The 23,165-nt window shown below is 68.5% G+C and carries 21 protein-coding genes and 1 pseudogene; 7 read left to right on the top strand and 15 right to left on the bottom strand.

The window, feature by feature from the left end:
- Window positions 1-17 precede the first annotated feature (17 nt).
- Window positions 18-632 (bottom strand): TetR/AcrR family transcriptional regulator, encoded by a 615-nt coding sequence (locus AC5Y3P_RS04775; RefSeq protein ID WP_500044736.1) that lies wholly within the window; start codon window positions 630-632, stop codon window positions 18-20.
- A 112-nt stretch (window positions 633-744) separates the two neighbouring features.
- Here AC5Y3P_RS04775 and AC5Y3P_RS04770 point away from each other — a divergent pair, with 112 nt between their 5' ends.
- Window positions 745-1,953 (top strand): oxygenase MpaB family protein, encoded by a 1,209-nt coding sequence (locus tag AC5Y3P_RS04770; RefSeq protein ID WP_500044735.1) that lies wholly within the window; start codon window positions 745-747, stop codon window positions 1,951-1,953.
- A 57-nt stretch (window positions 1,954-2,010) separates the two neighbouring features.
- Entirely contained in the window at window positions 2,011-3,243 is a 1,233-nt protein-coding gene (locus AC5Y3P_RS04765) for an MFS transporter (protein ID WP_500044734.1), read from the top strand.
- On the opposite strand, the gene AC5Y3P_RS04760 is transcribed toward AC5Y3P_RS04765, so the two are convergent.
- The 4 genes from AC5Y3P_RS04760 to AC5Y3P_RS04745 form a co-directional block, all read right to left on the bottom strand.
- The gene (locus AC5Y3P_RS04760) at window positions 3,231-3,551 is read right to left on the bottom strand and encodes a cytochrome C oxidase subunit IV family protein (protein WP_500044733.1); all 321 of its coding nucleotides are present in this window, start codon (window positions 3,549-3,551) and stop codon (window positions 3,231-3,233) included. The genes AC5Y3P_RS04765 and AC5Y3P_RS04760 overlap by 13 nt on opposite strands.
- Window positions 3,552-3,553: 2 nt before the next feature.
- Window positions 3,554-4,072 (bottom strand): cytochrome c oxidase subunit 3, encoded by a 519-nt coding sequence (locus tag AC5Y3P_RS04755; protein WP_500044794.1) that lies wholly within the window; start codon window positions 4,070-4,072, stop codon window positions 3,554-3,556.
- A gap of 124 nt (window positions 4,073-4,196) precedes the next feature.
- Entirely contained in the window at window positions 4,197-4,940 is a 744-nt protein-coding gene (locus tag AC5Y3P_RS04750) for a hypothetical protein (protein WP_500044732.1), read from the bottom strand.
- Window positions 4,937-5,683 carry a hypothetical protein gene (locus tag AC5Y3P_RS04745; RefSeq protein ID WP_500044731.1) on the bottom strand — a complete coding sequence of 249 codons (747 nt, stop codon included), beginning with the start codon at window positions 5,681-5,683 and terminating at the stop codon, window positions 4,937-4,939. Before AC5Y3P_RS04745 ends, AC5Y3P_RS04750 begins: the two co-directional genes overlap by 4 nt.
- A gap of 231 nt (window positions 5,684-5,914) precedes the next feature.
- Between AC5Y3P_RS04745 and AC5Y3P_RS04740 the strand changes: the two genes are divergently transcribed.
- Window positions 5,915-6,520, top strand: coding sequence for a TetR family transcriptional regulator (locus AC5Y3P_RS04740; protein ID WP_500044730.1), 606 nt, complete (start codon window positions 5,915-5,917; stop codon window positions 6,518-6,520).
- Here AC5Y3P_RS04740 and AC5Y3P_RS04735 read toward each other — a convergent pair whose 3' ends face one another.
- Complete coding sequence (locus AC5Y3P_RS04735) at window positions 6,521-7,531, bottom strand: 3-isopropylmalate dehydrogenase (protein WP_500044729.1); 1,011 nt, start codon at window positions 7,529-7,531, stop codon at window positions 6,521-6,523.
- A complete protein-coding gene (serA, locus tag AC5Y3P_RS04730) occupies window positions 7,528-9,114 on the bottom strand; it encodes a phosphoglycerate dehydrogenase (protein ID WP_500044728.1) in 1,587 nt (528 codons plus the stop codon). Before serA ends, AC5Y3P_RS04735 begins: the two co-directional genes overlap by 4 nt.
- A gap of 79 nt (window positions 9,115-9,193) precedes the next feature.
- Between serA and AC5Y3P_RS04725 the strand changes: the two genes are divergently transcribed.
- Complete coding sequence (locus AC5Y3P_RS04725; protein WP_500044727.1) at window positions 9,194-10,618, top strand: phytoene desaturase family protein; 1,425 nt, start codon at window positions 9,194-9,196, stop codon at window positions 10,616-10,618.
- A gap of 87 nt (window positions 10,619-10,705) precedes the next feature.
- On the opposite strand, the pseudogene ilvC reads toward AC5Y3P_RS04725, so the two are convergent.
- From ilvC to AC5Y3P_RS04710, 3 genes and pseudogenes are all read right to left on the bottom strand, one after another.
- Window positions 10,706-11,740: pseudogene (ilvC, locus tag AC5Y3P_RS04720) on the bottom strand (ketol-acid reductoisomerase); the annotation flags it as partial.
- Between the two features lie 15 nt (window positions 11,741-11,755).
- Window positions 11,756-12,256, bottom strand: coding sequence for an acetolactate synthase small subunit (gene ilvN, locus AC5Y3P_RS04715; RefSeq protein ID WP_500044726.1), 501 nt, complete (start codon window positions 12,254-12,256; stop codon window positions 11,756-11,758).
- A gap of 14 nt (window positions 12,257-12,270) precedes the next feature.
- Window positions 12,271-14,109 (bottom strand): acetolactate synthase large subunit, encoded by a 1,839-nt coding sequence (locus AC5Y3P_RS04710; protein ID WP_500044725.1) that lies wholly within the window; start codon window positions 14,107-14,109, stop codon window positions 12,271-12,273.
- 277 nt (window positions 14,110-14,386) lie between these two features.
- Between AC5Y3P_RS04710 and AC5Y3P_RS04705 the strand changes: the two genes are divergently transcribed.
- Window positions 14,387-14,779 (top strand): PH domain-containing protein, encoded by a 393-nt coding sequence (locus AC5Y3P_RS04705; protein WP_500044724.1) that lies wholly within the window; start codon window positions 14,387-14,389, stop codon window positions 14,777-14,779.
- A 4-nt stretch (window positions 14,780-14,783) separates the two neighbouring features.
- Here AC5Y3P_RS04705 and AC5Y3P_RS04700 read toward each other — a convergent pair whose 3' ends face one another.
- Window positions 14,784-15,623 (bottom strand): DoxX family protein, encoded by an 840-nt coding sequence (locus tag AC5Y3P_RS04700; protein WP_500044723.1) that lies wholly within the window; start codon window positions 15,621-15,623, stop codon window positions 14,784-14,786.
- A gap of 147 nt (window positions 15,624-15,770) precedes the next feature.
- On the opposite strand from AC5Y3P_RS04700, the gene AC5Y3P_RS04695 reads away from it, so the two are divergent.
- Window positions 15,771-16,892 (top strand): PQQ-dependent sugar dehydrogenase, encoded by a 1,122-nt coding sequence (locus AC5Y3P_RS04695; RefSeq protein WP_500044722.1) that lies wholly within the window; start codon window positions 15,771-15,773, stop codon window positions 16,890-16,892.
- Between the two features lie 15 nt (window positions 16,893-16,907).
- Here the strand turns inward: AC5Y3P_RS04695 and gatB are convergent, their stop codons facing one another.
- The 4 genes from gatB to gatC form a co-directional block, all read right to left on the bottom strand.
- A complete protein-coding gene (gene gatB, locus AC5Y3P_RS04690) occupies window positions 16,908-18,419 on the bottom strand; it encodes an Asp-tRNA(Asn)/Glu-tRNA(Gln) amidotransferase subunit GatB (protein WP_500044721.1) in 1,512 nt (503 codons plus the stop codon).
- 71 nt (window positions 18,420-18,490) lie between these two features.
- Window positions 18,491-19,522 (bottom strand): ATP-dependent 6-phosphofructokinase, encoded by a 1,032-nt coding sequence (locus tag AC5Y3P_RS04685; RefSeq protein ID WP_500044720.1) that lies wholly within the window; start codon window positions 19,520-19,522, stop codon window positions 18,491-18,493.
- 18 nt (window positions 19,523-19,540) lie between these two features.
- On the bottom strand, window positions 19,541-21,025 hold the full coding sequence (gatA, locus tag AC5Y3P_RS04680) for an Asp-tRNA(Asn)/Glu-tRNA(Gln) amidotransferase subunit GatA (protein WP_500044719.1): 1,485 nt from the start codon (window positions 21,023-21,025) through the stop codon (window positions 19,541-19,543).
- A complete protein-coding gene (gene gatC, locus AC5Y3P_RS04675; protein WP_500044718.1) occupies window positions 21,022-21,321 on the bottom strand; it encodes an Asp-tRNA(Asn)/Glu-tRNA(Gln) amidotransferase subunit GatC in 300 nt (99 codons plus the stop codon). Before gatC ends, gatA begins: the two co-directional genes overlap by 4 nt.
- 39 nt (window positions 21,322-21,360) lie before the next feature.
- On the opposite strand from gatC, the gene AC5Y3P_RS04670 reads away from it, so the two are divergent.
- A complete protein-coding gene (locus AC5Y3P_RS04670) occupies window positions 21,361-23,133 on the top strand; it encodes a hypothetical protein (RefSeq protein ID WP_500044717.1) in 1,773 nt (590 codons plus the stop codon).
- Window positions 23,134-23,165 lie beyond the last annotated feature (32 nt).

The following is a 23,165-nucleotide window of genomic DNA, read 5'->3' as shown; positions in this document are numbered from 1 at the left end:
GCAGGAGCGGCGGGCGGTCAATTCACCCGTCGCGCAGTCACCATCGCGACCAGAAAGTTCTCCAGGTGCGCCCGGTCGATCTCCAACTCGCCGCGCAGCCAACTGGTCACCAGATCGAAGCCACCCGCCACCAGGGTCAGCGCGGCCAGATCCAGGTCCGGATCCAGCGCTTCCTGCCCGGCCAACAACGCCCGGCCCTGCTCGGCCATGATCTGGGCGAGCGATCTGATCACGTCGCGGCGCCTCGCCCGCAGCGCCTCGGTGGCTTGGGATTCCACCAGCAGCCGGCCGCGGCGCGGATCGTCGGTGAGGTAGGCCAGCCCGGTCCCGATCGCCGCGCGCGCCCGCAGCAGCGGGTCCGCCGGACTGGTGGCAATCGCGCCCACCATCGCGGCCGAGGCGTTCAGCACCTGCTCGTCGAAGCTGGCCAGCATCAGTTCGTCGGTGCTGCGGAAGCTTTCATAGAAGTAGCGATCGTTGAGCCGCGCGGCGCTGCACACCCCGCGCACGGTCAGGCCGGTGACGCCGTTGGCGGCGATCAGGTCCAACGCGGCCTCGACCAGAGCAGCGCGCCGCTTGCTGCGACGCTCACTCGAGGTGGCACCGGCGTAGGTCCGGGCACGTGCCGACATACCGGCATTGTCGCACTGTCGACGGCGTGGCCGCTGTCGCACTCTTGACCGCCTCCGATATCTGGTGAACACTGTCACCAGATGGTTGGCGAGCCCCGAAAGGACGGCGCACATGGCTGCACGCCAGGACAAACTGCCTAATCCCAAGTCTCTGACCGAGTTTCCGTTCAACCTGTTCACCCGGTTCCTGGCCGACGGGGACATCCGCGCCACCGCCGGCCAACGCCAGTCGTTCCGCAAGTGGGCCGATCTGGGCGACCCGCTGGCCGACGGTCTGGTCGAGATGATCCAGCGGCTGCCCACCGGTGAGGGCCGCCGGATGTTCGAGATCGCGGTCAGTGAGGGCATCGAGGCCGTGCCGAATCCCCCCGCCGAGTTGGTGGCGTTCTTCGACCAGGTCGACGAGCAGCCGTACTGGCTGGATCACGACAAGCTCGACCTGGCCGCCCGGGTCAGCATGCGGACCGGCCTGGTGGGCATCGGCCTGGCGCTGCCCGGCTTGGCGCTGACCGGTGGCTATCTGGCCTCGCGTGCCGACAAACCCCTGATGGGTACCGGTGATCTGCGCCGGATGGCGCCGCGCCGGCTCAACGAGACCGCGACCTGGTACATCGACGTCACCTCGCCGGGCGGCCTGGACCGGTTCGCCGACGGGTTCACCGGCACGCTGCGGGTGCGCTTGATGCACGTCCTGGTTCGCGCGGCCATGCACCGCCGTGAGGACTGGGACTACGACGAGTGGGACACCCCGGTCAACCAGGTGCAGTTGGCGGGCACCCTGATGCTGTTCTCACTGGCAAACCTGGCCGGCTGTCAGGCCATGGGCATGCACTTCTCGGACAAGGAACGCGAAGCGGTGTTCCACTTCTGGCGTTACGTCGGTCTGCTGATGGGCGTGCACCCGGAGCTGGTGCCCACCAGCGAAGCCGACACCTGGCGGCTGTTCTGGCTGGAGGCCGACACCGAATTCCTGCCCGACGAGGACTCTCGCAAGCTGGCCGAGGCGCTGCACGCCGACCGCGGCGAGGGTCCCGTCGTCGAATTCGCGCGAGGCTACCTGTCTTCCTACAGTCGGCTGATCCTGGGCAAGTCCAACGCCGACCAGCTCGGGTTGCTCGACAGCAAGCCGCTGCAGGCAGCGGTACTGGCCTCCTCGGCGATCAACCGGGTGCTCGAGTACCGCCGGGTCATTCCCGGGATGACTTGGCTCAGCGAGGAATTGGGTCAGCGGACCCGGCGCTCCCTGGTGCAGCGCGCGGTCGACCAGGTCGGCGGCGACCGCACCTACCGCCGGCACGACACACTGGCCGCTACCGGGTGATTCTCATATTTTGAGATTGCATTTCACGTTCTGAGATACCGGTGTCAGGATGGTGGTATGGCCGCCACCACGCTTTCCCCCGGGCGACGGTGGTCGATGCTGGCAATTGCCCTGGCCGCCACGCTTTTCGCCAATGTCTTCATCAACGGTGCGGCGTTCCTGATCCCGACGTTGCACAGCGAACGCGGATTGGATCTGGCCCAGTCCGGTCTGATGGTGTCGATGCCCAGCTTCGGCATGGTGGTCACGCTGTTCGCCTGGGGCTACGTGGTGGACCGGATCGGCGAACGGTTCGTCCTCGTGCTCGGATCGGCGTTGACCGCCGCCGCGGCATTCGCGGCCGCCTCGGTCGACTCGCTGGTCGCCGTCGGCGTGTTCCTCTTCCTCGGCGGGATGGCTGCCGCCAGCAGCAACACCGCCAGCGCCCGGGTGGTGGTCGGCTGGTTTCCCCCCGGACAGCGCGGCCTGGCCATGGGCATCCGCCAGACCGCGCAACCGCTGGGGGTCGGGTTGGGCGCCTTGGTGATTCCGCAGGTGGCCGAAACCCACGGTGTCTCGGCCGCCCTGCTGTTCCCGGCCGTAGTGTGTGCGATCGCCGCCGTGCTCACCGGCTTCGGCGTACTCGACCCGCCCCGGCCGCCGCGCGGCGACGCCGCGCCCGCCGAGCTGACGAACCCCTACCGCGGATCGAGCTTGCTGTGGCGCATCCACGTGGTTTCGGTCCTGCTGGTGGTCCCTCAGTCGATGCTGTGGACCTTCACCCTGGTGTGGCTGATGACCGACCGGGGTTGGACCGCAGCCAGCGCGGGGACCATGGTCACCGTCGCGCAGCTGTGCGGCGCCGGCGGCCGGATCGCCGCCGGCCGATGGTCGGACGTGGTGGGCTCACGGCTGCATCCGATCCGGATCATCGCGGTGGCAGCGGCCGTGGCGATGGGCCTGCTGGCGCTCACCGACCAGTTGAACCTGGTGGCGGTGTCGGTGGTGATCCTGGTGTTCGCCAGCACGTTGACGGTCTCCGACAACGGATTGGCGTTCACCGCGATCGCCGAGATCGCCGGGCCGTTCTGGAGCGGCCGCGCCCTGGGTGTGCAGAACACCAGCCAACTGTTCGCCACCGGGGTGGTGCCGCCGGCCTTCGGTGCGCTGATCGCGGCGGCCGGCTTCCCGGTGGCCTTCGCGGTGTGTGCCCTGTTCCCGCTGGCCGCCTGGCCGTTGGTTCCGGTGCACGGCGATCCGGTCCGCAATGCCCACCCCGACACCCGGCGCTCGGCCGATCAAATCAGGTAGATCACAAATACCGCGATTAGCAGAACCGCCAACCAAGCGTCGGTGCTGACCCGCAGCCAACGCGGCGCCGAGCGCACCTCCATGAAGTACCGGATCACCACCCGGGATTTGACGTAGGTGAGCACCAGCACCAGTGCGGTCACGGCGGTGTTGGGGGCGACGGTCTCGGTGAAGTGCGCCGGCGCCAGCCACCACGATCCGAGGGTGACGGCCAGCAGCAGGATCCAGGCCCCGGCCAGGGCGCGCGCCGAGGTGTGCGGCTCGCCGGTGGCGGCGGTACCGCTGTCGTCGGTCTTGGCAGTGGTCATGGTCACCTCATCACGTAGAGCAGGCCGAAGATGATCACCCAGAGCAGATCGACCATGTGCCAGTAGGTGGCACCGATCTCGACCATCGAGGTGCGCCGCCGGGCCGGGTTGCGCAGTTCGCGGACCACCACCCCGAGCACGATCAGTCCGATCAACACGTGAGTCAGGTGCACTCCGGTGATCACGTAGTAGAACGAGTAGAAGGTGTCCGAATTGGTATGGCCGGCACCGATCTTGGCGGCCCACTCGTAGCCCTTGAGCACCATGAACGCCACCCCGCACGCACCGGCGGAGTACACCAGCGCAATGGCCTGCCGGTGGTTTCCGGCGCGTGCGGCCAGCACGCTGCGCGCGATGAACCACGAGCTGGTCAACAGGATCGCGGTGTTGACCACACCGATGTTGATGTCGAGATGCTGCTGGGCCGCCAGGAACCCGCGCGGGTCCATGCTGCGGTAGATCATGAAGATGATGAAGTAACCGCCGAAGATGATCAGGTCACCGAGCACCATCACCCACATGTCGCGGTCCCCGGGCAACCGGCCGGAACTGCGCTGTGCAGGTACTGCTTTCACCTCCTGTTCGACCGTCTGGGTCGAGGCGGGTGAATCTGCTTGCGGCATCGAAGGTTCCTCAGAGTCGGTCTCAGTCCAGGGCCGGCGCGTCAGCCGGCTCGCGAGCAGCGGCATTGCGCAGCAGCATGATCAGCGCGCCCAGCCAGACCGAGAACACCACGACCGCCAGCCAGAAGGCCAGCGATCCGTTCCAGGCGAACGGGCCGGCGTCGAACACGAACATCTGGGTGGCGATCACCTCGGTGACGATCTGCCAGATCGAGACGTAGGCGAACCACTTCGGGAAGATCTCGTTCTTGTCGTAGAGGATCGCGATGGCCAGCACCAGGTAGGCCGCCGTGAAGCAGCCCAATGATCCGTTGTAGGAAAGCATTCCGAGGTCGTAGAGCAAGCCGATCAGCTCCGGGTCCCGGTCGGGGCGAAACGCTGCGGTCAGGAAGCAGACCGTGACCAACATGAAGCCCGGCAGTGCGCCGACTCCCATGCCGCCGATGTAGCCGTAGGCGAACACCGAGCCCACCGACATCCGCTTGATCTGGTAGGCCACCAGACCGTTGGTCATGGCCGCGCCGCCCAGCAGGATCAGCAGCAGGACGAAGCCGATCTGGATGGTGGTGTGATGCTGTTCGAAGAAGGCCACCTTGCCGGCGGTATCGACGTCGGGGCGCGGCGGTGGGGTCACCCGGGTCAGCAGGCAGATGATCACCCCGAACACCGCGTACCAGGCCGGGAAGAACACCGTCATCCACCGGACGTCGCGCTTACCGCCGCCCGGCGCCGACGGAATCACCCGCCGCAGGGTCGGTGCGCTCATCCGGCCACCACACCGTCGTCGACGGCCTGCCGGTGAATTGCCTTGCGCAGCACAAAGAACATCACGATCACGAACAACGCCAGCGCGCCGTTGCGCAACCAGAAGGCCAGCAGCCCGTCCCAGGCCAGCGGCCCGGTCTGGAAGACGGCCGCGGCCGCACCCGGTACCATGGCCACGGCCGTGGCCATCGAGTAGTGCCCCACCCAGCGCGGCAGGATCGGATCCTGCGGGTCGTCGAAGTACACCGAAAGACCCAGCAGCACGAACTGCGAGATCAGCATGCCGACCGGCGCGATCAACACAATCCAGCCCAGATCGTTGAGCAGCTGGATCAGCTCGGGGTTACGCCCCGGCCGGAAGGCGGCGACCAGGAAGAAGATGTTCGACAAGGCGAAGAAGGTGGCGCCGCTGACCACAGCGGTCAGGAAGCAGTAGGCGAACACGTGGCTCTGGTTCTTCATCCGCTTCATCTGGACCACAATCACCATGAAGAACGGCACCACCATGATCCCGCACAGGTTGAAGGTCACCTGAGAAAACCGGATCCACGCGGTGTTGTCGGCGTAGAACGCGGCGACCTGCTCGGCACTGAGCGTCGGTGACATCGGCGGCCAGAAGGCCGGGAAAGCCAGCGCGGCGATCAGCAGCACCGCACCCACCGCCGGGCCGGTCCACAGGCTGACCCACTGGGCCTTCACGTTGCCGGCCTTCGGCAGGTCCTGCACCTGCTCGAGAATCTGCACTACACCCTCCGATATGACTCCGGTCAGAGTTTTCGCGCCGCTGTGCGGCCCGCTCGGTGATCTGGGCCCAGGAGCTATGCCGACCCAATCACCTTGTCAAGGACCAGTTTCGCCGTCACCAGGCACGGTAACCGCAGCGGCCCCGGATGGGAAGAGCATTTCTGATTCTGGTCAGTTTTCTGTCGTAGACTGCGCCGGGAAGTACCCCCACCAGATTCGGAGCCGAGCACAGTGCCGAAGTCCCCCACCACCGCGGAACGCAGCCGCAAGGGCCTGCAGACCCGGGAACGCCTACTGGGCGCCGCGATCGCCGAGTTCAAACGCGCGGGTATGGCCGCGGCCGACATCGCCTCGATCGTGTCGGCGGCCGGCGTCGCGCACGGCACGTTCTTCTTCCACTTCCCCACCAAGGAGCATGTGCTGCTGGAGTTGGAGCGCCGCGAGCAGGAGCGGATGGCCGCCGAACTCGCCCGGGCCCTGACCGCCCCGCACGATGTTCGCACCACCTTGGGCCAGGCTGTGCGGGTGCTGCAGAAGCTGGAGCTTCGGCTGGGCAGTCACCTCTTCAAAGATTTTCTGGCCCTGCACTTTTCGGCGACCCGACCGCCCAGCAACGAATGGGAGAGCCATCCGTTCATCGTCGCGGTGGTGCAGGATCTGCAACGCTCCCGCGACGACGGCGAGATCCCCGCCGACGTCGACGTGATGCACAACGGCATCTCGTTCCTGGTCGGGCTCTATGCGCTGCTGATCACCGTTCCCGAACCGATTCGCGGTCCGTTCATCGACGAGTACCTGACCACCTACGTGCACGGCCTGCGGGCAGCGACGGCCTGACTACAGCAGCGAGCGGATCCGGTCGCCCGTCTCGGCGGTGGACAGCGTGGCCTCACCGCGGGTGGCCAGGTGCTCGGCCACCGCACCGTCCACCCGGGCGGCCGCCTCGTGCTCACCGACATGCGCGAGCAGCAGCGCGACGCTCATCACCGCCGCCGTCGGGTCGGCGATCCCCTGCCCGGCGATGTCGGGTGCACTGCCGTGCACCGGTTCGAACATCGACGGGTTGGTCCGGGTGGCATCGATGTTGCCGCTGGCCGCCAACCCGATTCCACCGCTCACCGCGGCGGCCAGGTCGGTGATGATGTCGCCGAACAGGTTGTCGGTGACGATCACGTCGAACCGGCTCGGGTCGGTCACCAGATGGATGGTGGCCGCGTCGATGTGCTGGTAGGCCACCTCGACGTCGGGGAACTCGGCGCTCACCTGTTTCACGATCCGCGACCACAGCGACCCGGCGAAGGCCAGCACGTTGGTCTTGTGCACCAGGGTCAGGTGCTTGCGCCGGGCCTGCGCACGGGTGAACGCATCACGCACCACGCGTTCGACGCCGTAGGCGGTGTTGACGCTGACCTCGGTGGCCACCTCGTGCGGGGTACCGACCCGCAACGCGCCACCGTTGCCGGTGTAGGGACCTTCGGTGCCCTCCCGGACCACGACGAAGTCGATCTCGGGGGCGCCGGCCAGCGGGCTCGCCACGCCGGGATGCAGCCGCGAGGGCCGCAGGTTGACGTGGTGATCGAGGGCAAAGCGCAGGTTGAGCAGTAGACCGCGCTCGAGCAGGCCCGGCGGCACCGACGGGTCGCCGATGGCGCCCAACAGGATGGCGTCGCGGCCGCGAAGTTCGGCGATGGTCTCGTCGTGCAGGATCTCACCGGTGGCGTGATAGTGCTTGGCGCCCAATGCATACGAGGTCTTCTCCACACCCGGCAGCACCACGTCGAGCACCTTGACGGCCTCGGCGATGACTTCCGGTCCGATGCCGTCACCGGGGATGATCGCGAGTTTCATGACAGATCAACCACTTCCAGGGTGGTGGCCGCGACCGCCATGGCGATCTCGGCGCGGACGTCGGTGGGCACGTCGCGGTCGACCCGCAGCATGATGGTGGCGCCGTCGCCGGCAGCGTCCTGGGACAGCTGGGCGGCCTCGATGTTGACCCCGGCACCACCCAGCAGGGTGCCGATCCGGCCCAGCGCGCCCGGCTGGTCGGAGTAGTTGATGATCAGGTTGAAACCCTCGGCGCGCAGGTCGAAGCTGCGGCCGTTGATACCGACCACCTTCTCCACCAGATTCGGCCCAGACAGCGTGCCGGTGACGTTCACGGCGGTGCCGTTGGCGTGCACCGCGCGGACGTCGACCACGCTGCGGTGGTTCGGGCTCTCGCTGGCCGTGGTCAGATCGGCGGCCACGCCGCGCACCTCAGCCAGCGCCGGGGCGTTGACGAAGGTGACCGGGTCGTCGAGCACGGTGGAGAACAACCCGCGCAACGCGGAAAGCCGCAGGATCTCAACCTCTTCGGAGGCCAGCTCGCCGCGCACCGTGACGGTCACACCCACCGGCGGTTCCTTGGAGAAGCTGCCGACCAGCACGCCGAGTTTGCGCACCAGCTCCAGCCACGGCGCCACCTCTTCGCCGACCGGGCCGCCGGCCACGTTGACCGCGTCCGGCACGAACTCGCCGGCCAGCGCTAACCGCACGCTGGCGGCGACGTCGGTTCCGGCCCGGTCCTGGGCCTCTTCGGTGGAGGCCCCCAGGTGCGGGGTGACCACGACCTGCGGCAGGTCGAACAGCGGGCTGTCGGTGCACGGCTCGGTGGCGAACACGTCCAACCCGGCGCCGCGGACGTGGCCGCTGCGGATCGCGTCGGCCAACGCCTGCTCGTCGATCAGACCGCCGCGCGCGGCGTTCACGATGATCACGCCGGGCTTGGTCTTGGCCAGCGCTTCGGCGCCGATCAGACCGGCGGTCTCCGGCGTCTTGGGCAGGTGCACCGAGATGAAGTCGGCGCGGGCCAACAGTTCGTCCAGCGGCAGCATCTCGATGCCGAGCTGGGCGGCCCGGGCCGGCGGCACGTACGGGTCATAGGCGATCACCTCGGTGCCGAACGCGGCCAGCCGGCCGGCGACCAGCTGCCCGATCCGGCCCAGCCCGACCACACCGACGGTCTTGCCGAAGATCTCGGTACCGGAGAACGACGACCGCTTCCAGGTGCGGTCGCGCAGCGTGGCGTCGGCGGCCGGGATCTGGCGGGCCGCCGACAGCAGCAGCGCCAGCGCATGTTCGGCGGCGCTGTGGATGTTCGAGGTGGGTGCGTTGACCACCAGGACGCCGCGCTCGGTGGCGGCGCCGACGTCGACGTTGTCCAGCCCGACGCCGGCGCGCGCGACGATCTTGAGCTTGGGCGCGGCGGCGAGCACCTCGGCGTCGACCGTGGTGGCCGAGCGGACCAACAGCGCATCGGCGTCCGGCACCGCGGCCAGCAGTTTCTCGCGGTCCGGGCCGTCCACCCAACGGACCTCGACCTGGTCGCCCAGGGCGGCCACGGTGGATTCGGACAGCTTGTCGGCAATCAGTACAACAGGCAAACTCACCCGGACAGCCTAATGGTGTCGGCCCGCTCACATGCGGGCGGTGTCGACCCGCGCCGGTGCGATCGGGTCTACTGGAAGCGTGGATGTCACCGTCGTCGGCAGCGGCCCCAACGGGCTCAGTGCCGCAGTGCTCTGCGCGCGGGCCGGTTTGTCGGTCCGGGTGATCGAAGCCCAGGCAAGCGCCGGTGGCGGTGCCCGCACGTTCACCGACCCGGAATTCGGCGACGTCAGGCACGACATCTGCTCGGCGATCCATCCGCTGGCGCTGGCCTCACCGTTCTTCCGGTCCTTCGGCATGGCCGAACGGATCGAGTTGGCGGTGCCCGACATTTCCTACGCCAGTCCCCTGGTCGGCCGGCCCGCGGTGCTGGCCTACCGCGACCTGGACCGCACCAGCGCGGAATTGACTCACGGTGAGTCCTGGCGTCGACTGCTCGGCCCGATGGTCGAGCACGCCGACGACGCGGTCGGCTTCGTACTGGGCGACAAGCGTTCGTTGCCGTCGGACCCGGTGGTGGCGCTGCGCCTCGGACTGCGGATGCTGCTGCAGGGCACGCCGCTGTGGGGCACGTTGCGCGGTGAGGATGCCCGGGCGCTGTTCACCGGCGTGGCCGCGCACACCATTTCGACCATGCCGTCGCTCACCTCGGCCGGCGCGGGAATGATGCTGGCCACCCTGGCCCACACCGTGGGCTGGCCGGTGCCGGTGGGTGGCAGCCAAGCCATCACCGATGCACTGATGGCCGAATTGCTCAGTCTCGGAGGCGAATTGGTGCTCGGTGAACAGGTCACCACGCCGCCACCCGGAGTCGTGCTGTACGACACCACCGCAGCCGCGCTGCTGGACATCTACGGCTCGGCGCTACCGAGCCGGTACGCCAAGGCGCTGCGCCGGGTGAAGTTCGGACCCGGGGTGGCCAAGGTCGACTTCGTACTGTCCGGTGAGATCCCGTGGACCGATCCGCGACTGGCCGAGGTCCCGACCTTTCATCTGGGCGGCTCGCGCGCGCAGATGGTCCACGCCGAATCCGAGATCGCGGCCGGCCGGCACGCCGACTGGCCGATGACGCTGGCCGCTTCCCCACACGTCGCCGACCCGAATCGCGTCGATTCGCAAGGCCGACGGCCGTTCTGGACCTACGTGCACGTGCCGCACGATTCGCCGGTGGACCAGGCCGAGACCGTCACCGCGCAGATGGAACGGCTCGCGCCCGGATTCCGTGACCTGGTGCTGGCCGCGCGCAGCATCCCGGCCGCGCAGATGTCGGCGCACAATGCGAACTATCCCGGCGGCGACATCTCCGCCGGCGGCAACAGCGCGTGGCGGGCCATCACCGGTCCCACCCCGCGCTGGAATCCGTGGGCCACCCCCATTCCGAAGGCCTATCTGTGTTCGGCGGCCACCCCACCCAATGGCGGGGTGCACGGGATGGCCGGCTATCACGCGGCGCGCACCATGCTGAAACGGGAATTCGGTCTCGAGGTGCCGGAGCTCGGCGCCTAGACAGCCAATCGCCGCTCTACCGTCTACCTCCCGCTCGCTGGGCCTGCAGAGCGGGACGGAGACGGTAGAGCGGCAAAGGCGTTGGGGCTAAGCGGTTTCGGTGATCGGACGATCCACCCAGCTCATCAGGTCACGCAGCTTCTTGCCGGTGACCTCGATCGGGTGCTCGGCGTTCTGCTTGCGCAGACCTTCGAGTTCCTTGTTGCCGCCCTCGACGTTGGCGACCAGGCGCTTGACGAAGGTGCCGTCCTGGATCTCGGACAGGATCTGCTGCATCCGCTTCTTGGTGTCGGCGTCGATCACCCGCGGGCCGGACAGGTAGCCACCGAACTCGGCGGTGTCGGACACCGAGTAGTTCATCCGGGCGATGCCGCCCTCATAGATCAGGTCGACGATCAGCTTGAGCTCGTGCAGCACCTCGAAGTAGGCCAGCTCGGGCGCGTAGCCTGCCTCGACCATCACGTCGAAGCCGGTCTTGATGAGCTCCTCGGTGCCACCGCACAGCACGGCCTGCTCACCGAACAGGTCGGTCTCGGTCTCGTCCTTGAACGTGGTCTTGATGACGCCGGCGCGGGCGCCACCGATGCCCTTGGCGTAGGACAGCGCGAGCGCCAGGCCCTCGCCCTTGGGATCCTGCTCGACGGCGACCAGGCACGGCACACCCTTGCCGTCGACGAACTGCCGGCGCACCAGGTGGCCCGGGCCCTTGGGGGCGACCATGCCGATGGTGACGTTGGCCGGCGGCTTGATCAGACCGAAGTGGATGTTCAGGCCGTGACCGAAGAACAGCGCGTTGCCGTCCTGCAGGTTGGGCTCGATGTCATTCTTGAAGATCTCGGCCTGCGCGGTGTCGGGCGCCAGCAGCATGATCACGTCGGCCCACTTGGCCACCTCGGCCGGGGTGTCGACCTCGAGGCCCTGCTCGGTGACCTTCTCCCGGGACTTCGAGCCCTCCTTGAGGCCGACCTTGACCTGCACGCCGGAGTCACGCAGCGACAGCGAGTGCGCATGCCCCTGGCTGCCGTAGCCGATCACGCCGACCTTGCGGCCCTGGATGATCGACAGGTCCGCGTCGTCGTCGTAGAACATCTCAACTGCCACTTGTTTGTTTCCTTTTCTCGTTTCTCGGGTTACACGCTATTTGACGCCGATGCCGCGCGGACCGCGGGCCAGCGACACCATGCCGGATTGCACGATTTCGCGAATACCGTACGGCTCCAGGATCCGCAGCAGTGCGGCCAGCTTCTCCTGGGTGCCGGTGGCTTCGACGGTCAGCGACTCGGTGGAGACGTCGACGACCTTGGCGCGGAACAGGTTCACTGCCTCGATCACCTCGCCGCGGGTGCCCGCATCGGCGCGCACCTTGATCAGCGCGAGTTCCCGCGACACCGACTGCTCCTCGTCCTGCTCGACGATCTTGATCACGTTGACCAGCTTGTTGAGCTGCTTGGTGATCTGCTCGAGCGGGAAGTCCTCGACGGACACCACGATGGTCATCCGCGACATGTTCTTGTGCTCGGTCGCACCGACCGCGAGCGACTCGATGTTGTAGCCGCGCCGGGAGAACAGCGCCGCCACCCGGGCCAGCACGCCGGGCTTGTCCTCGACCAGGACCGAAAGGGTGTGGGTAGTCGTCATCGTGGACCTGTTCCTCAGACCTGATCTTCGTTGTCGAACAAGGGACGGACGTCGCGGGCAGCCATGATCTCGTCATTGCTGGTGCCGGCGGCGACCATCGGCCAGACCTGGGCGTCGGCGCCGACGATGAAGTCGATCACCACCGGCCGGTCGTTGATCTCGCGCGCCTGGGCGATGACGTCGTCGACGTCTTCTTCACGCTCGCACCGCAATCCGACGCAACCCAGCGCCTCGGCCAGCTTGACGAAGTCCGGGATGCGCGCGCTGTGCGTGGCCAGATCGGTTTGGCTGTACCGCTGTTCGTAGAACAGCGTCTGCCACTGCCGCACCATGCCCAGGTTGCCGTTGTTGATCAGGGCCACCTTGATCGGCACACCCTCGATGGCGCAGGTGGCCAGCTCCTGGTTGGTCATCTGGAAGCAGCCGTCACCGTCGATGGCCCAGACCTCGGCGTCCGGACGGCCCATCTTGGCGCCCATCGCGGCCGGGACGGCGTAGCCCATGGTGCCCAGACCACCGGAATTGAGCCAGGTGCGCGGCTTTTCGTACTTGATGAACTGCGCAGCCCACATCTGGTGCTGACCGACACCGGCGACGTACACCGCGTCCGGACCGGCGATCTCACCCAACCGCTCGATGACCAGTTCCGGGCTCAGGCTGCCGTCGCTTTGCGGGCCATAGCTCAGCGGGTAGGTGGCGCGCACCGAGGAAAGGTATTCCCACCACTGATCGATCTGCAGCGCGCCCGGCACCTCGTCGCGGCGCAGCGCCGCGATCAGGTCGGTGATGACGGCCTTCACGTCGCCGACGATCGGCACGTCGGCGTGCCGGTTCTTGCCGATCTCGGCCGGGTCGATGTCGGCGTGGATCACCTTGGCTTCCGGCGCGAACGTCGACAGTTGCCCGGTCACCCGGTCATCGAAGCGGGTGCCCAGCGCGATCAACAGATCGCTGCGCTGCAGTGCCGCCACCGCGGCGACCGCACCGTGCATACCGGGCATACCCATGTGCAGCGGGTGACTGTCCGGGAACGCACCGCGCGCCATCAGCGTGGTGACCACCGGGATCCCGGTCAGCTCGGCCAGCTCACGCAACTCCTCGTGGGCCGCACCGCGGATCACGCCGCCGCCGACGTAGAGCACCGGCTTGCGGGCGGCCGCGATCAGCTTGGCGGCTTCGCGCAGCTGCCGGCTGTGCGGCTTGGTGGTGGGCTTGTAGCCGGGCAGGTCCATCACCGGCGGCCAGCTGAACGTGCACTGACCCTGCAGCACGTCCTTGGGGATGTCGACCAGGACGGCGCCGGGCCGTCCACTGGCGGCGATGTGGAACGCCTCGGCGATCGCCTGCGCGATCTCGTCGCCGCTGCGGACCAGGAAGTTGTGCTTGGTGATCGGCATGGTGATGCCGGAGATGTCGGCTTCCTGGAAGGCGTCGGTGCCGATCAGACCGCGACCGACCTGGCCGGTGATCGCGACCACCGGGATCGAGTCCATCTGCGCGTCGGCCAGCGGGGTCACCAGGTTGGTGGCGCCCGGGCCGGACGTGGCCATCATCACGCCGACCTTGCCGGTGGCGTGCGCGTAGCCGCTGGCCGCGTGCCCGGCGCCCTGCTCGTGGCGCACCAGCACGTGGCGCAGCTTCGTGGAGTCGAACAGCGGGTCATAGACCGGCAGCACCGCGCCGCCGGGGATGCCGAAGATGGTGTCGACGCCCAGTTCCTCGAGCGAGCGCACGACGGCCTCGGCTCCGGTCATCTGCTGCGGCTCGACGCGGTTGCCGGCCGGGGCCGGTTTCCCGTTGCTGGGCTTGGGGACCGCCGTCTGTGCGGGTGGTCGCGTGGTCGGTGCGCTCACGATGTCGGATCCTTCTGCTGGTCTGGGCGAATGGACGGCTAGGGGCAACAAAAAACCCCCGTCAGCGTCTTGGCTGCACGAGGGTTGCGCGTTGATGCTCGTAGGCTAAGCCTGTTGGAGGCCTCGCAGATTTCTACGCGGCACCAACGCGCCGACTAAGTACTACGAGAATGCCGCGGGTGGTCATAGCACATGACGGTAGCCCCCGCACAGGACAGACGTCAAATTCGTTGACCTGCACACTCGGCCCGTCGGCGCGGTGATGCAAGATGCTGGTGTGCCCGCATCCCCTGAGCAACCGTCCCGGCCGGTGGTCATCAAGATCTCGCCGATGGCCCATGTCGGTACCGGCTTCCTGGCCTTCCTGCTGTTGGCCATGACGCCGGCGGTGCCGTGGCTGGGTGTGTTGCTGGTGTTCCCGCTGGCGTTCTCGGCGCTGGTGGTGCGGTTGCGCACCGTGGTCGACGCCGACGGGCTGACCGCACGTGATGTGTTCGGCAGCACCCGGATGCAGTGGGCCCAGATCAAGGGGCTGCGGTTCATCCGCTCCCGCTGGGGACGTGCCCAGCTCGACGACGGTAGTCAGGTGCGGCTGCCGGCCGTGACGTTCGCGACGCTGCCGGTGATCACCGCAGCCAGCGGCGGCCGGGTGCCCAACCCGTACGAATAGCAGGTCAGCCGAGCGGGTTGACCCCGTTGAGCAGCACCCACACGCCGACGCCGACGCCGATGCCGAGCAGCAAGGCCATGAACGAGCCGATGAACGGCCGGCGTGCCCAGCCGCGGCCACCGTCGAAGCCGTAGCGGCCGGGACCGATCAGGATGATCGCGGCGGCCACCACGATCAGGGTCAGCTCGAACTCGTGGCCGTCGGGCAGGAAGAACACGAACTGCCGGGGATCTTCCTGGTTGGCGACGCCGGCCAGCAGCCCGTTGATCAGGTACGCCAGGGCGGCGGCCGCGGCCAGCGGGGTGAACAGGCCCAGCACCAGCAGCACCCCAGCGGCGATCTCGGTGCCGGCCGCCACGTACCCGAGGATGTCGGCGTGCTGGTAGCCCAGCGCCGACAGCCCGTCGCTGAAGCCGCCCAGACCCTGGCCGCCCCACCAGCCGAACACCTTCTGCAGGCCGTGCACGATCAGCAGCGCACCGAAGCCGACCCGCAGCAGCAGCAGGCCCAGGTCCTGGGTTCCGCGCCGGCCGGCCGAGCGCACCGCACCGTCGTAGTCCTCGGGTTCGATCGCGGCCGGGCCGACGCCGCCGTCGCGATCCGGCTGTGGCGCCACGTAGGGCAGCGGTTCGGGCTCGTTGAGCAGGCTGTATCCGGTTTCGGACGGGGCCGATCGTTCGGCGTCGAACGGCGGGATCGCGGTGGTCTCGAAGTCGCCGCCGTAGGTGTCTGAGGGCATGTCGTCTTCCGGGTCGACCAGGCGTGCGCTGCCAGGTGGCGAGCCGGCTGCTGAGGACGAATCCTCCGGGCGCTGCCAGCGTGGGTCATGCGTTGGACTCGTCACAGCTGCCAGGGTAGGTCCAACAGAGCAGATAACCCGGTATTTGCGGGCGGCTTTGGCCGAGGTATATCAGATGGTTATGCGCCAGTTGAGCGGTTCCGCGGCGACCGTGCGTGGCAAGCATCGCCGCGCGATCCGTAACCTGGCTGCATGCTGATGCGCCCTTCGGTCTGGAGAACGCTGACCGCGGCGTCCGCTGCGTTGGCCTTGATCCCCGCTTTCGCCGGGTGCGCGCAGTTCGACGACTCGATGTCACAGCCGTTCACCACCGAACCCGAGCGTGGTGCGATGACCACCACGACCACCACGCCGCCGCCGCCGCTGCCGGGCACCCCGTTCCCCAAGGCCTGCCCGGCGCCCGGGGTGATGCAGGGCTGCCTGGAGAGCACCAGCGGGCTGATCATGCGCAGCCCCAAGAACGCGTTGGTCGGCGAGCGCACCACCGGCGCGGTCAAGGAGATCGCGATCGCCGCCGAGCCCAAGGTCAAGACCGTCATCCCGGTCGACGGCTCCGGCGACGGCGGCCTGCTCGACATCGTGTTGTCACCGACCTATCAGCAGGATCGGCTGATGTACGCCTACATCAGCACGCCCACCGACAACCGGGTGGTCCGGGTCGCCGACGGCGACGTCCCCAAGCCGCTGCTCACCGGGATCCCGAAGGGCGCGACCGGCAATGCCGGCGCGCTGATCTTCACCAGCCCCACCACGTTGACCGTGCAGACCGGCGATGCCGGCGATCCGGCGCTGGCCAACGACCCCAACTCCACCGCGGGCAAGGTGCTGCGCATCGAGGCGCCGACCACCGTGGATCAGGCTCCGCACACCACCGCGCTGAGCGGGCTGGGCTCGGCCGGCGGCATGTGCGTCGACGCCGCCGACGGCTCGCTCTACATCACCGACCGCACGCCCACCGGTGACCGGTTGCAGCGAATCACCAAGGACTCCAAGACTTCCACGGTGTGGATCTGGGCCGACAAACCCGGGGTGGCCGGTTGCACCGCGATGGACGGCACCGTGCTGGTGAACCTGGTCAACACCAAGCAAACCGTGGCGGTGCGGTTGGCACCGGAAACCGGTGCGGTGACCGGGGATCCAGAAGTGGTCCGCGACGGTCAGCACGGTCACGCCTGGGCGATGGCGCTGTCGCCGGACGGCAATGTCTGGGGCGCCACGGTCAACCGCAGCTTCGCGGACGCAGGCGAGCACGACGACGTCGTCTTCCCGCTGTTCCCGAGCGGTGGGTTCCCGCGCAACGACGACAAGGACTGATCAGGACCTGGCCGATCAGGCTCGGCCGCAGGCGGTCAGTACCAGTTCCTTGACCCGGGCGGCGTCGGCCTGACCCTTGGTCGCCTTCATCACCGCGCCGACGATCGCGCCGGCAGCCTGCACCTTGCCGCCCCGGATCTTCTCGGCGACATCGGGATTGGCGGCCAGTGCCTCGTCGACGGCGGTCTGGATCAGCGAGTCGTCGCGCACCACCGCGAGGCCGCGGGCGGTCATCACCGCTTCGGGCTGACCCTCACCGGCCAGCACGCCCTCGACCACCTGCCGGGCCAGTTTGTTGGACAGCTTGCCGTCGGCGACCAACCCGACCACGGCGGCCACCTGGGCCGGCGTGATGTTCAGTTCGTCGAGCTCGACGCCGGCCTCATTGGCCTTCTGCACCAAGAAGTTTCCCCACCAGGCGCGGGCGGCTTCGGCGGGGGCACCGGCCGCCACGGTCGCGCTGACCAGTTCGACCGCCCCGGCGTTGACCAGGTCCCGCATCACCTCGTCGGAGATGCCCCAGTCCTGCTGAATCCGCTTGCGGGCCAACCACGGCAGTTCCGGAATCGTGCTGCGCAGCTGCTCCACCAGGTCCGCGCTGGGCGCCACCGGTTCCAGGTCGGGCTCGGGGAAATAGCGGTAGTCCTCGGCGGTCTCCTTGGCCCGGCCCTCACTGGTGTAGCCGTCCTCGTGGAAGTGCCGGGTCTCCTGCCGAATGCTGCCGCCGGCTTCGAGCACGGCGGCTTGCCGACGCATTTCGTAGCGCACCGCAACCTCGACGCTCTTGAGCGAGTTGACGTTCTTGGTCTCGGTGCGGGTACCGAATTCGGTTGCCCCCTTGGGCATCAACGACACGTTGGAGTCACAACGCATCGAGCCCTGATCCATCCGGACATCGGAGACCCCGAGCGCGCGCAGCAGATCCCGCAGCGCGGTGACGTAGGCGCGGGCCACCTCGGGGGCCCGTTCGCCGGCCCCGACGATCGGCTTGGAGACGATCTCGATCAGCGGCACCCCGGCGCGGTTGAAGTCGGCCAGCGACGTCGTCGCACCTGCGATCCGACCGGTGTCGCTGCCCAGGTGGGTCAGCTTGCCGGTGTCCTCCTCCATGTGCGCGCGCTCGATCTCGACCCGCCAGGTGCTGCCGTCGTCGAGCGGGACGTCGAGGTAGCCGTTCACCGCGATCGGCTCGTCGTACTGGCTGATCTGGTAGTTCTTCGGCTGGTCCGGGTAGAAGTAGTTCTTCCGGGCGAACCGGCCCCACGGCGCGATCTGGCAGTTCAGCGCCAGCCCGATCCGGATCGCCGACTCCACCGCGGCCTGGTTGAGCACCGGCAACGCGCCGGGCAGACCCAGACACACCGGGCAGACCTGGGTGTTGGGCTCGCCGCCGAACCGGTTGGCGCAGCCGCAGAACATCTTGGTCGCGGTGGACAGCTCGACGTGCACCTCCATACCCATCACCGGGTCGTAGCGGGCGAGCACGTCGTCGTAGTCGAGCAGGTCTGCGGTTGCGGCAGCAGTCATGCCTTGATCCTAGTGAGTGCGATTTCGGTGCGTTGGGGGGCGCCACACGCCCCTGAACGCACCGAAATCGCTCAGCCGAAGAAGGCCGCGGCGTCGTCGTAGCGGCTCTGCGGCACCAGTTTGAGATGCGCGGTGGCGTCGGCCAACGGCACCCGACCGATGTTCTCGCCGCGCAGGCTGACCATCATGCCGTACTCGCCGGCGTGTGCGGCGTCGGCCGCGTTGACCCCGAACCGGGTGGCCAGCACCCGGTCGTAGGCGGTCGGGGTGCCACCGCGCTGCACGTGTCCCAGCACCGTGACCCGGACGTCCTTCTTGATCCGCTTCTCGACCTCGAGCGCCAGCTGCTGGGCCACGCCGGTGAACTTCTCGTGCCCGAATTCGTCGGTGCCGCCGAGCCGCAACTCCATCGACCCCTCGGCTGGTTTGGCGCCCTCGGCCACCACGCAGATGAAACTCGACGAGCCGTGCTGGAAGCGCTGCTTGATCAGCCGGCACACCTCTTCGACGTCGAACGGCTGCTCGGGGATCAACGTCATGTGCGCGCCCGAGGCCAGGCCGGCGTTCAGCGCGATCCAGCCGGCGTGCCGGCCCATCACCTCGACCAGCATCACCCGCTGATGTGACTCGGCGGTGCTGTGCAGCCGGTCGATCGCGTCGGTGGCGACCTGCATCGCGGTGTCGTGCCCGAAAGTGACGTCGGTGCAGTCGATGTCGTTGTCGATGGTCTTGGGCACCCCCACCACCGGTACACCCTCGTCGGAGAGCCAGCGCGCGGCGGTCAACGTGCCCTCACCGCCGATCGGGATCAGGCATTCGATCCCGTTGTCGTCCAAGGTTGCCTTGATCTGGTCCAGCCCGGCGCGCAATTTGTCCGGGTTGACCCGCGCGGTGCCCAGCATGGTGCCGCCCTTGGCCAGCAGCCGGTCGTTGCGGTCGTCGTTGACCAGCTGCACCCGGCGATCTTCCAGCAGGCCGCGCCAGCCGTCCTGAAAGCCGACCACCGAAGAGCCGTAGCGCGCATCGCAGGTCCGGACCACGGCCCGGATCACCGCGTTGAGCCCTGGACAGTCGCCGCCTCCGGTGAGCACGCCAATTCGCATGGCGCCCATCTAACCCGGTTAGACGGCGGTTGGCAGCGGTCCTCGCGCAGCTTCGTAAGCCGCACCCACCCGATACAGCCGGTCATCGGCGAGTGCCGGCGCCATGATCTGCAGGCCGACCGGCAGGTTGTCGTCGGCCGAAAGTCCGGACGGCACCGACATGCCGCAGTGCCCGGCCAGGTTCAGCGGCAGCGTGCACAGGTCGAACAGATACATCGCCAGCGGATCGTCGACCTTCTCGCCGAGCCGGAACGCAGTGGTCGGGGTGGCCGGACTGATGAGCACGTCCACCTTCTGGTAGGCCTCGTCGAGGTCGCGGGCGATCAACGTGCGCACCTTCTGGGCCTGGTTGTAGTAGGCGTCGTAATAGCCCGCCGACAACGCGTAGGTGCCAATCATGATGCGGCGCTTGACTTCTGGACCGAAACCGGCGGCCCGGGTCAGGGCCATCACCTCTTCGGCGCTGCGGGTGCCGTCGTCACCGACCCGCAGGCCGTAGCGCATCGCGTCGAAGCGGGCCAGGTTGCTGGACACCTCCGAGGGCAGGATCAGGTAGTAGGCGGCCAACGAGTGGTCGAAGTGCGGGCAGTCCACCTCGCTGACCTCAGCGCCCAGTGCACGCAGCTGCTCGACGGCCGCGTTGAACGACTCCAGCACCCCGGGCTGATACCCCTCACCGCGGTGCAGCTGGGCCACCACACCGACCCGCACGCCCTTCAGGTCACCGCCGGCACCGGCCCGGGCCGCGCCGACCACGTCGGGCACCGCGGCCTGCACCGACGTGGAATCGCGCGGGTCGTGCCCGGCGATCACCTGGTGCAGCAGCGCGGTGTCGAGCACCGTACGCGCGCACGGCCCACCCTGATCCAGCGACGACGCGCAGGCCACCAGGCCGTAGCGGCTGACCGTGCCGTAGGTGGGCTTGACCCCGACCGTGGCGGTCAGCGCCGCGGGCTGGCGGATCGAGCCGCCGGTGTCGGTGCCGATCGCCAGCGGCGCCTGGAACGCGGCCAGCGCCGCCGCACTACCGCCACCGGAGCCGCCGGGCACCCGCTCGGTGTCCCACGGATTGCGGGTCGGTCCGTAGGCCGAGTTCTCGGTGGACGAGCCCATCGCGAACTCGTCCATGTTGGTCTTGCCCAGGATCGGGATGCCGGCCGCGCGCAGCCGTTCGGTGACGGTCGCGTCGTACGGCGAACGCCACCCCTCCAGGATCTTCGATCCGCAGGTGGTCGGCATGTCGGTGGTGGTGAACACGTCCTTGAGCGCCAGCGGCACTCCGGCCAGCGCCGAGGGCAGCGCCTCGCCGGCGGCGATTAGACCGTCCACCTCGGCCGCGGCGGCCAACGCCTGCTCGGCCCCGACGTGCAGGAACGCACCGTACTGCGCATCGGTGGCGGCGATCTGGTCCAGGTGGGCCTGGGTGACCTCGACCGAGGACAGGTCCTTGCCGGCGATCTTGCCGGCCAGCTCGGCCGCGCTCAGCCGGATGATGTCGCTCATTCGCCCTCCCCCAGGATCTGCGGAACCTCGAACCGGCCGTCGGCGGCGCGCGGCGCCTGGTCCAGGGCTTGGTCCTGGGTCAGGCTGGGCGCGACGACGTCGGGACGGGTGACGTTGACGTCCTTCAGCGGGTTGTCGGTGGCTTCGACGCCGGTGACGTCCACGGCCTGGATCCGGCTGACGTGCTCGAGGATCGCGTCCAGCTGGCCCGCATAGCTGTCGAGTTCATCGTCGGTCAGCGCCAACCGCGCCAGTCTGGCCAGGTGGGCCACATCGTCTCGGGAGATTTGCGACACGGACGTCAAGCCTAGAGCCTGCGTGTAAAGCTGCTGCACGTGGCGTGGGGTCTGCTGGCGGTGGGGCTTGCGCTGCTGGCCGGGTTGACCATGGGGCTGGGCGGGCTCGCGTTGCCGCGCGCCGACGGGTTGACTCGGCTGCTGGCCGGTGCGGTGCTGACGGTGGCGCTGGTGGTGGTGAGCACCGAGCTGTTGGCGACCGTCGGCGTGCTGAACACCGCGACCCTGCTCGCCCTGTGGGCGGTGGCCGCCGCGGCCGTCGGGGTTTCGGCGCTGCGCCGGGGCATGCGTTGGCAGCTGTCCTGGCGCGCGGCGTTGGACCTGGCCGGCGCGCCGCTGCTGCTGGTCGCCGCGGCCGCCCTGGTGCTTGCCGCGTTCGCGGCCTACTACCTGCCGGTGTGGCAGTGGGATGCGCTGGGCTATCACCTGCCGTTCGTCAACCTGGTGCTGCAAGACGGCCGGCTGGCCGATGTCCCGGCCGACGTGCCCTACCTGTCCACCTATCCGCACACCACCGAGTGGGTGTTCACGGCCTGGCGCGCGCTGCTGCCCGATGACCGGTTGGTAGATCTGGGTCAGCTGCCGTTCGGCCTGCTGGGCGCGGTCGCGATCGCGGTGATCGGCCGCGACCGCGGCGCTGCGAGCACGCATGCGGTTGCCATCGGCGCGGCCTGGTTGACGCTGCCCGCGGTGTTCCTGCAGCTGCCGACGAACTACACCGACGTGGCCGCCGCGGCGCTGGCGTTGGCCGCGATCGCGTTCCTGCTTTCCGACCTGGACCCCAACCGGATCCTGTTGACCGGCACCGCGATCGGTTTGTTCCTGGCCGCCAAGCCGCAGGCACCGCCGGCCGCGGCGGTGCTGTTGGTGGTGTTGGCCGTGCTGGGCTGGCGCGCCCGGGCCCGGGTGGCCACTGCGGCCGCGTGGTTGGTGGCCTTGCTGTTGGGTGCGCGCAGCTACCTGCAGCTGTGGATCCGGCACGGCAACCCGGTGTGGCCGGTACGTGTCGAGGTCGGTCCGGTTCGGCTGCCCGGCCCCAAACCGCTGGCCGAGCTGTTGGCCGCGGGCGCGAATGCGCCACGTCCGCAAGGCAACTTGGCCGGTCGGGTGGCGCAGTCCTGGACGACGGTGATCTCGCCGGCGCCGGTGTTCGACATGCGGATCGGCGGTTTGGGGTTGCTGTTCTTGATCGCGCTGCCGGTGGCCGCGGTGTGCGTGCTGCGCGCCCGGCCGGTGCCGATGTTGGCGTGTGTGGCGGCGACCCTGGCGACGCCCGACCCGTCGGTGGCGCGCTACGTGCTGGCCTTCGCGGGTCTGGTGCTGGCGCTGGCCGCCCCAGCGCTGAGTCTGCTGCGACCACGTCTGCAGGTCGCGGTGCTCTGGGGGTTGGCCGCGGTGGCGGCCGGCAACCTGATGCTCAGCTATTCGGGTTTGACCGGTGAGGGCCCGCCGCTGTCCGACTATCCGGCGATGTCGCCCGCGCAGCGGCAGCGCGCGGTCGGTGCCGACGGCTCCCCCGCCGGCTATCGGGATGCTGTCGCGCAGGTGGGGCCCGGTGAGCTGACGGTGGTCGACGTCGGCACCGACCTGCCCTATCTGGCCTGGCCCTCGGACCTGTCCGGCCGGGTGTTGTTCGTGCCGCCGGACGCCGGCGACGACGACGTCGAACAGCTGGTCATCGACCCGCGGGTGCGGTTGTTGATCGTCGGTGACGACACCGCTGCCGGCCGGGCCGTGCGCCGGCACGCCGAGCTTTTTGAACCGGTGTTCGCCTGCCGCTCGTCGCCGTGCGCGGGTCATCTGCGGCGCTGAACCGCGCCGGACCCAACGTGCTGGTCGGGCCG

Source organism: Mycobacterium sp. NGS45 (assembly GCF_059812645.1).
This window is presented reverse-complemented; position numbering and strand designations above follow the sequence as displayed.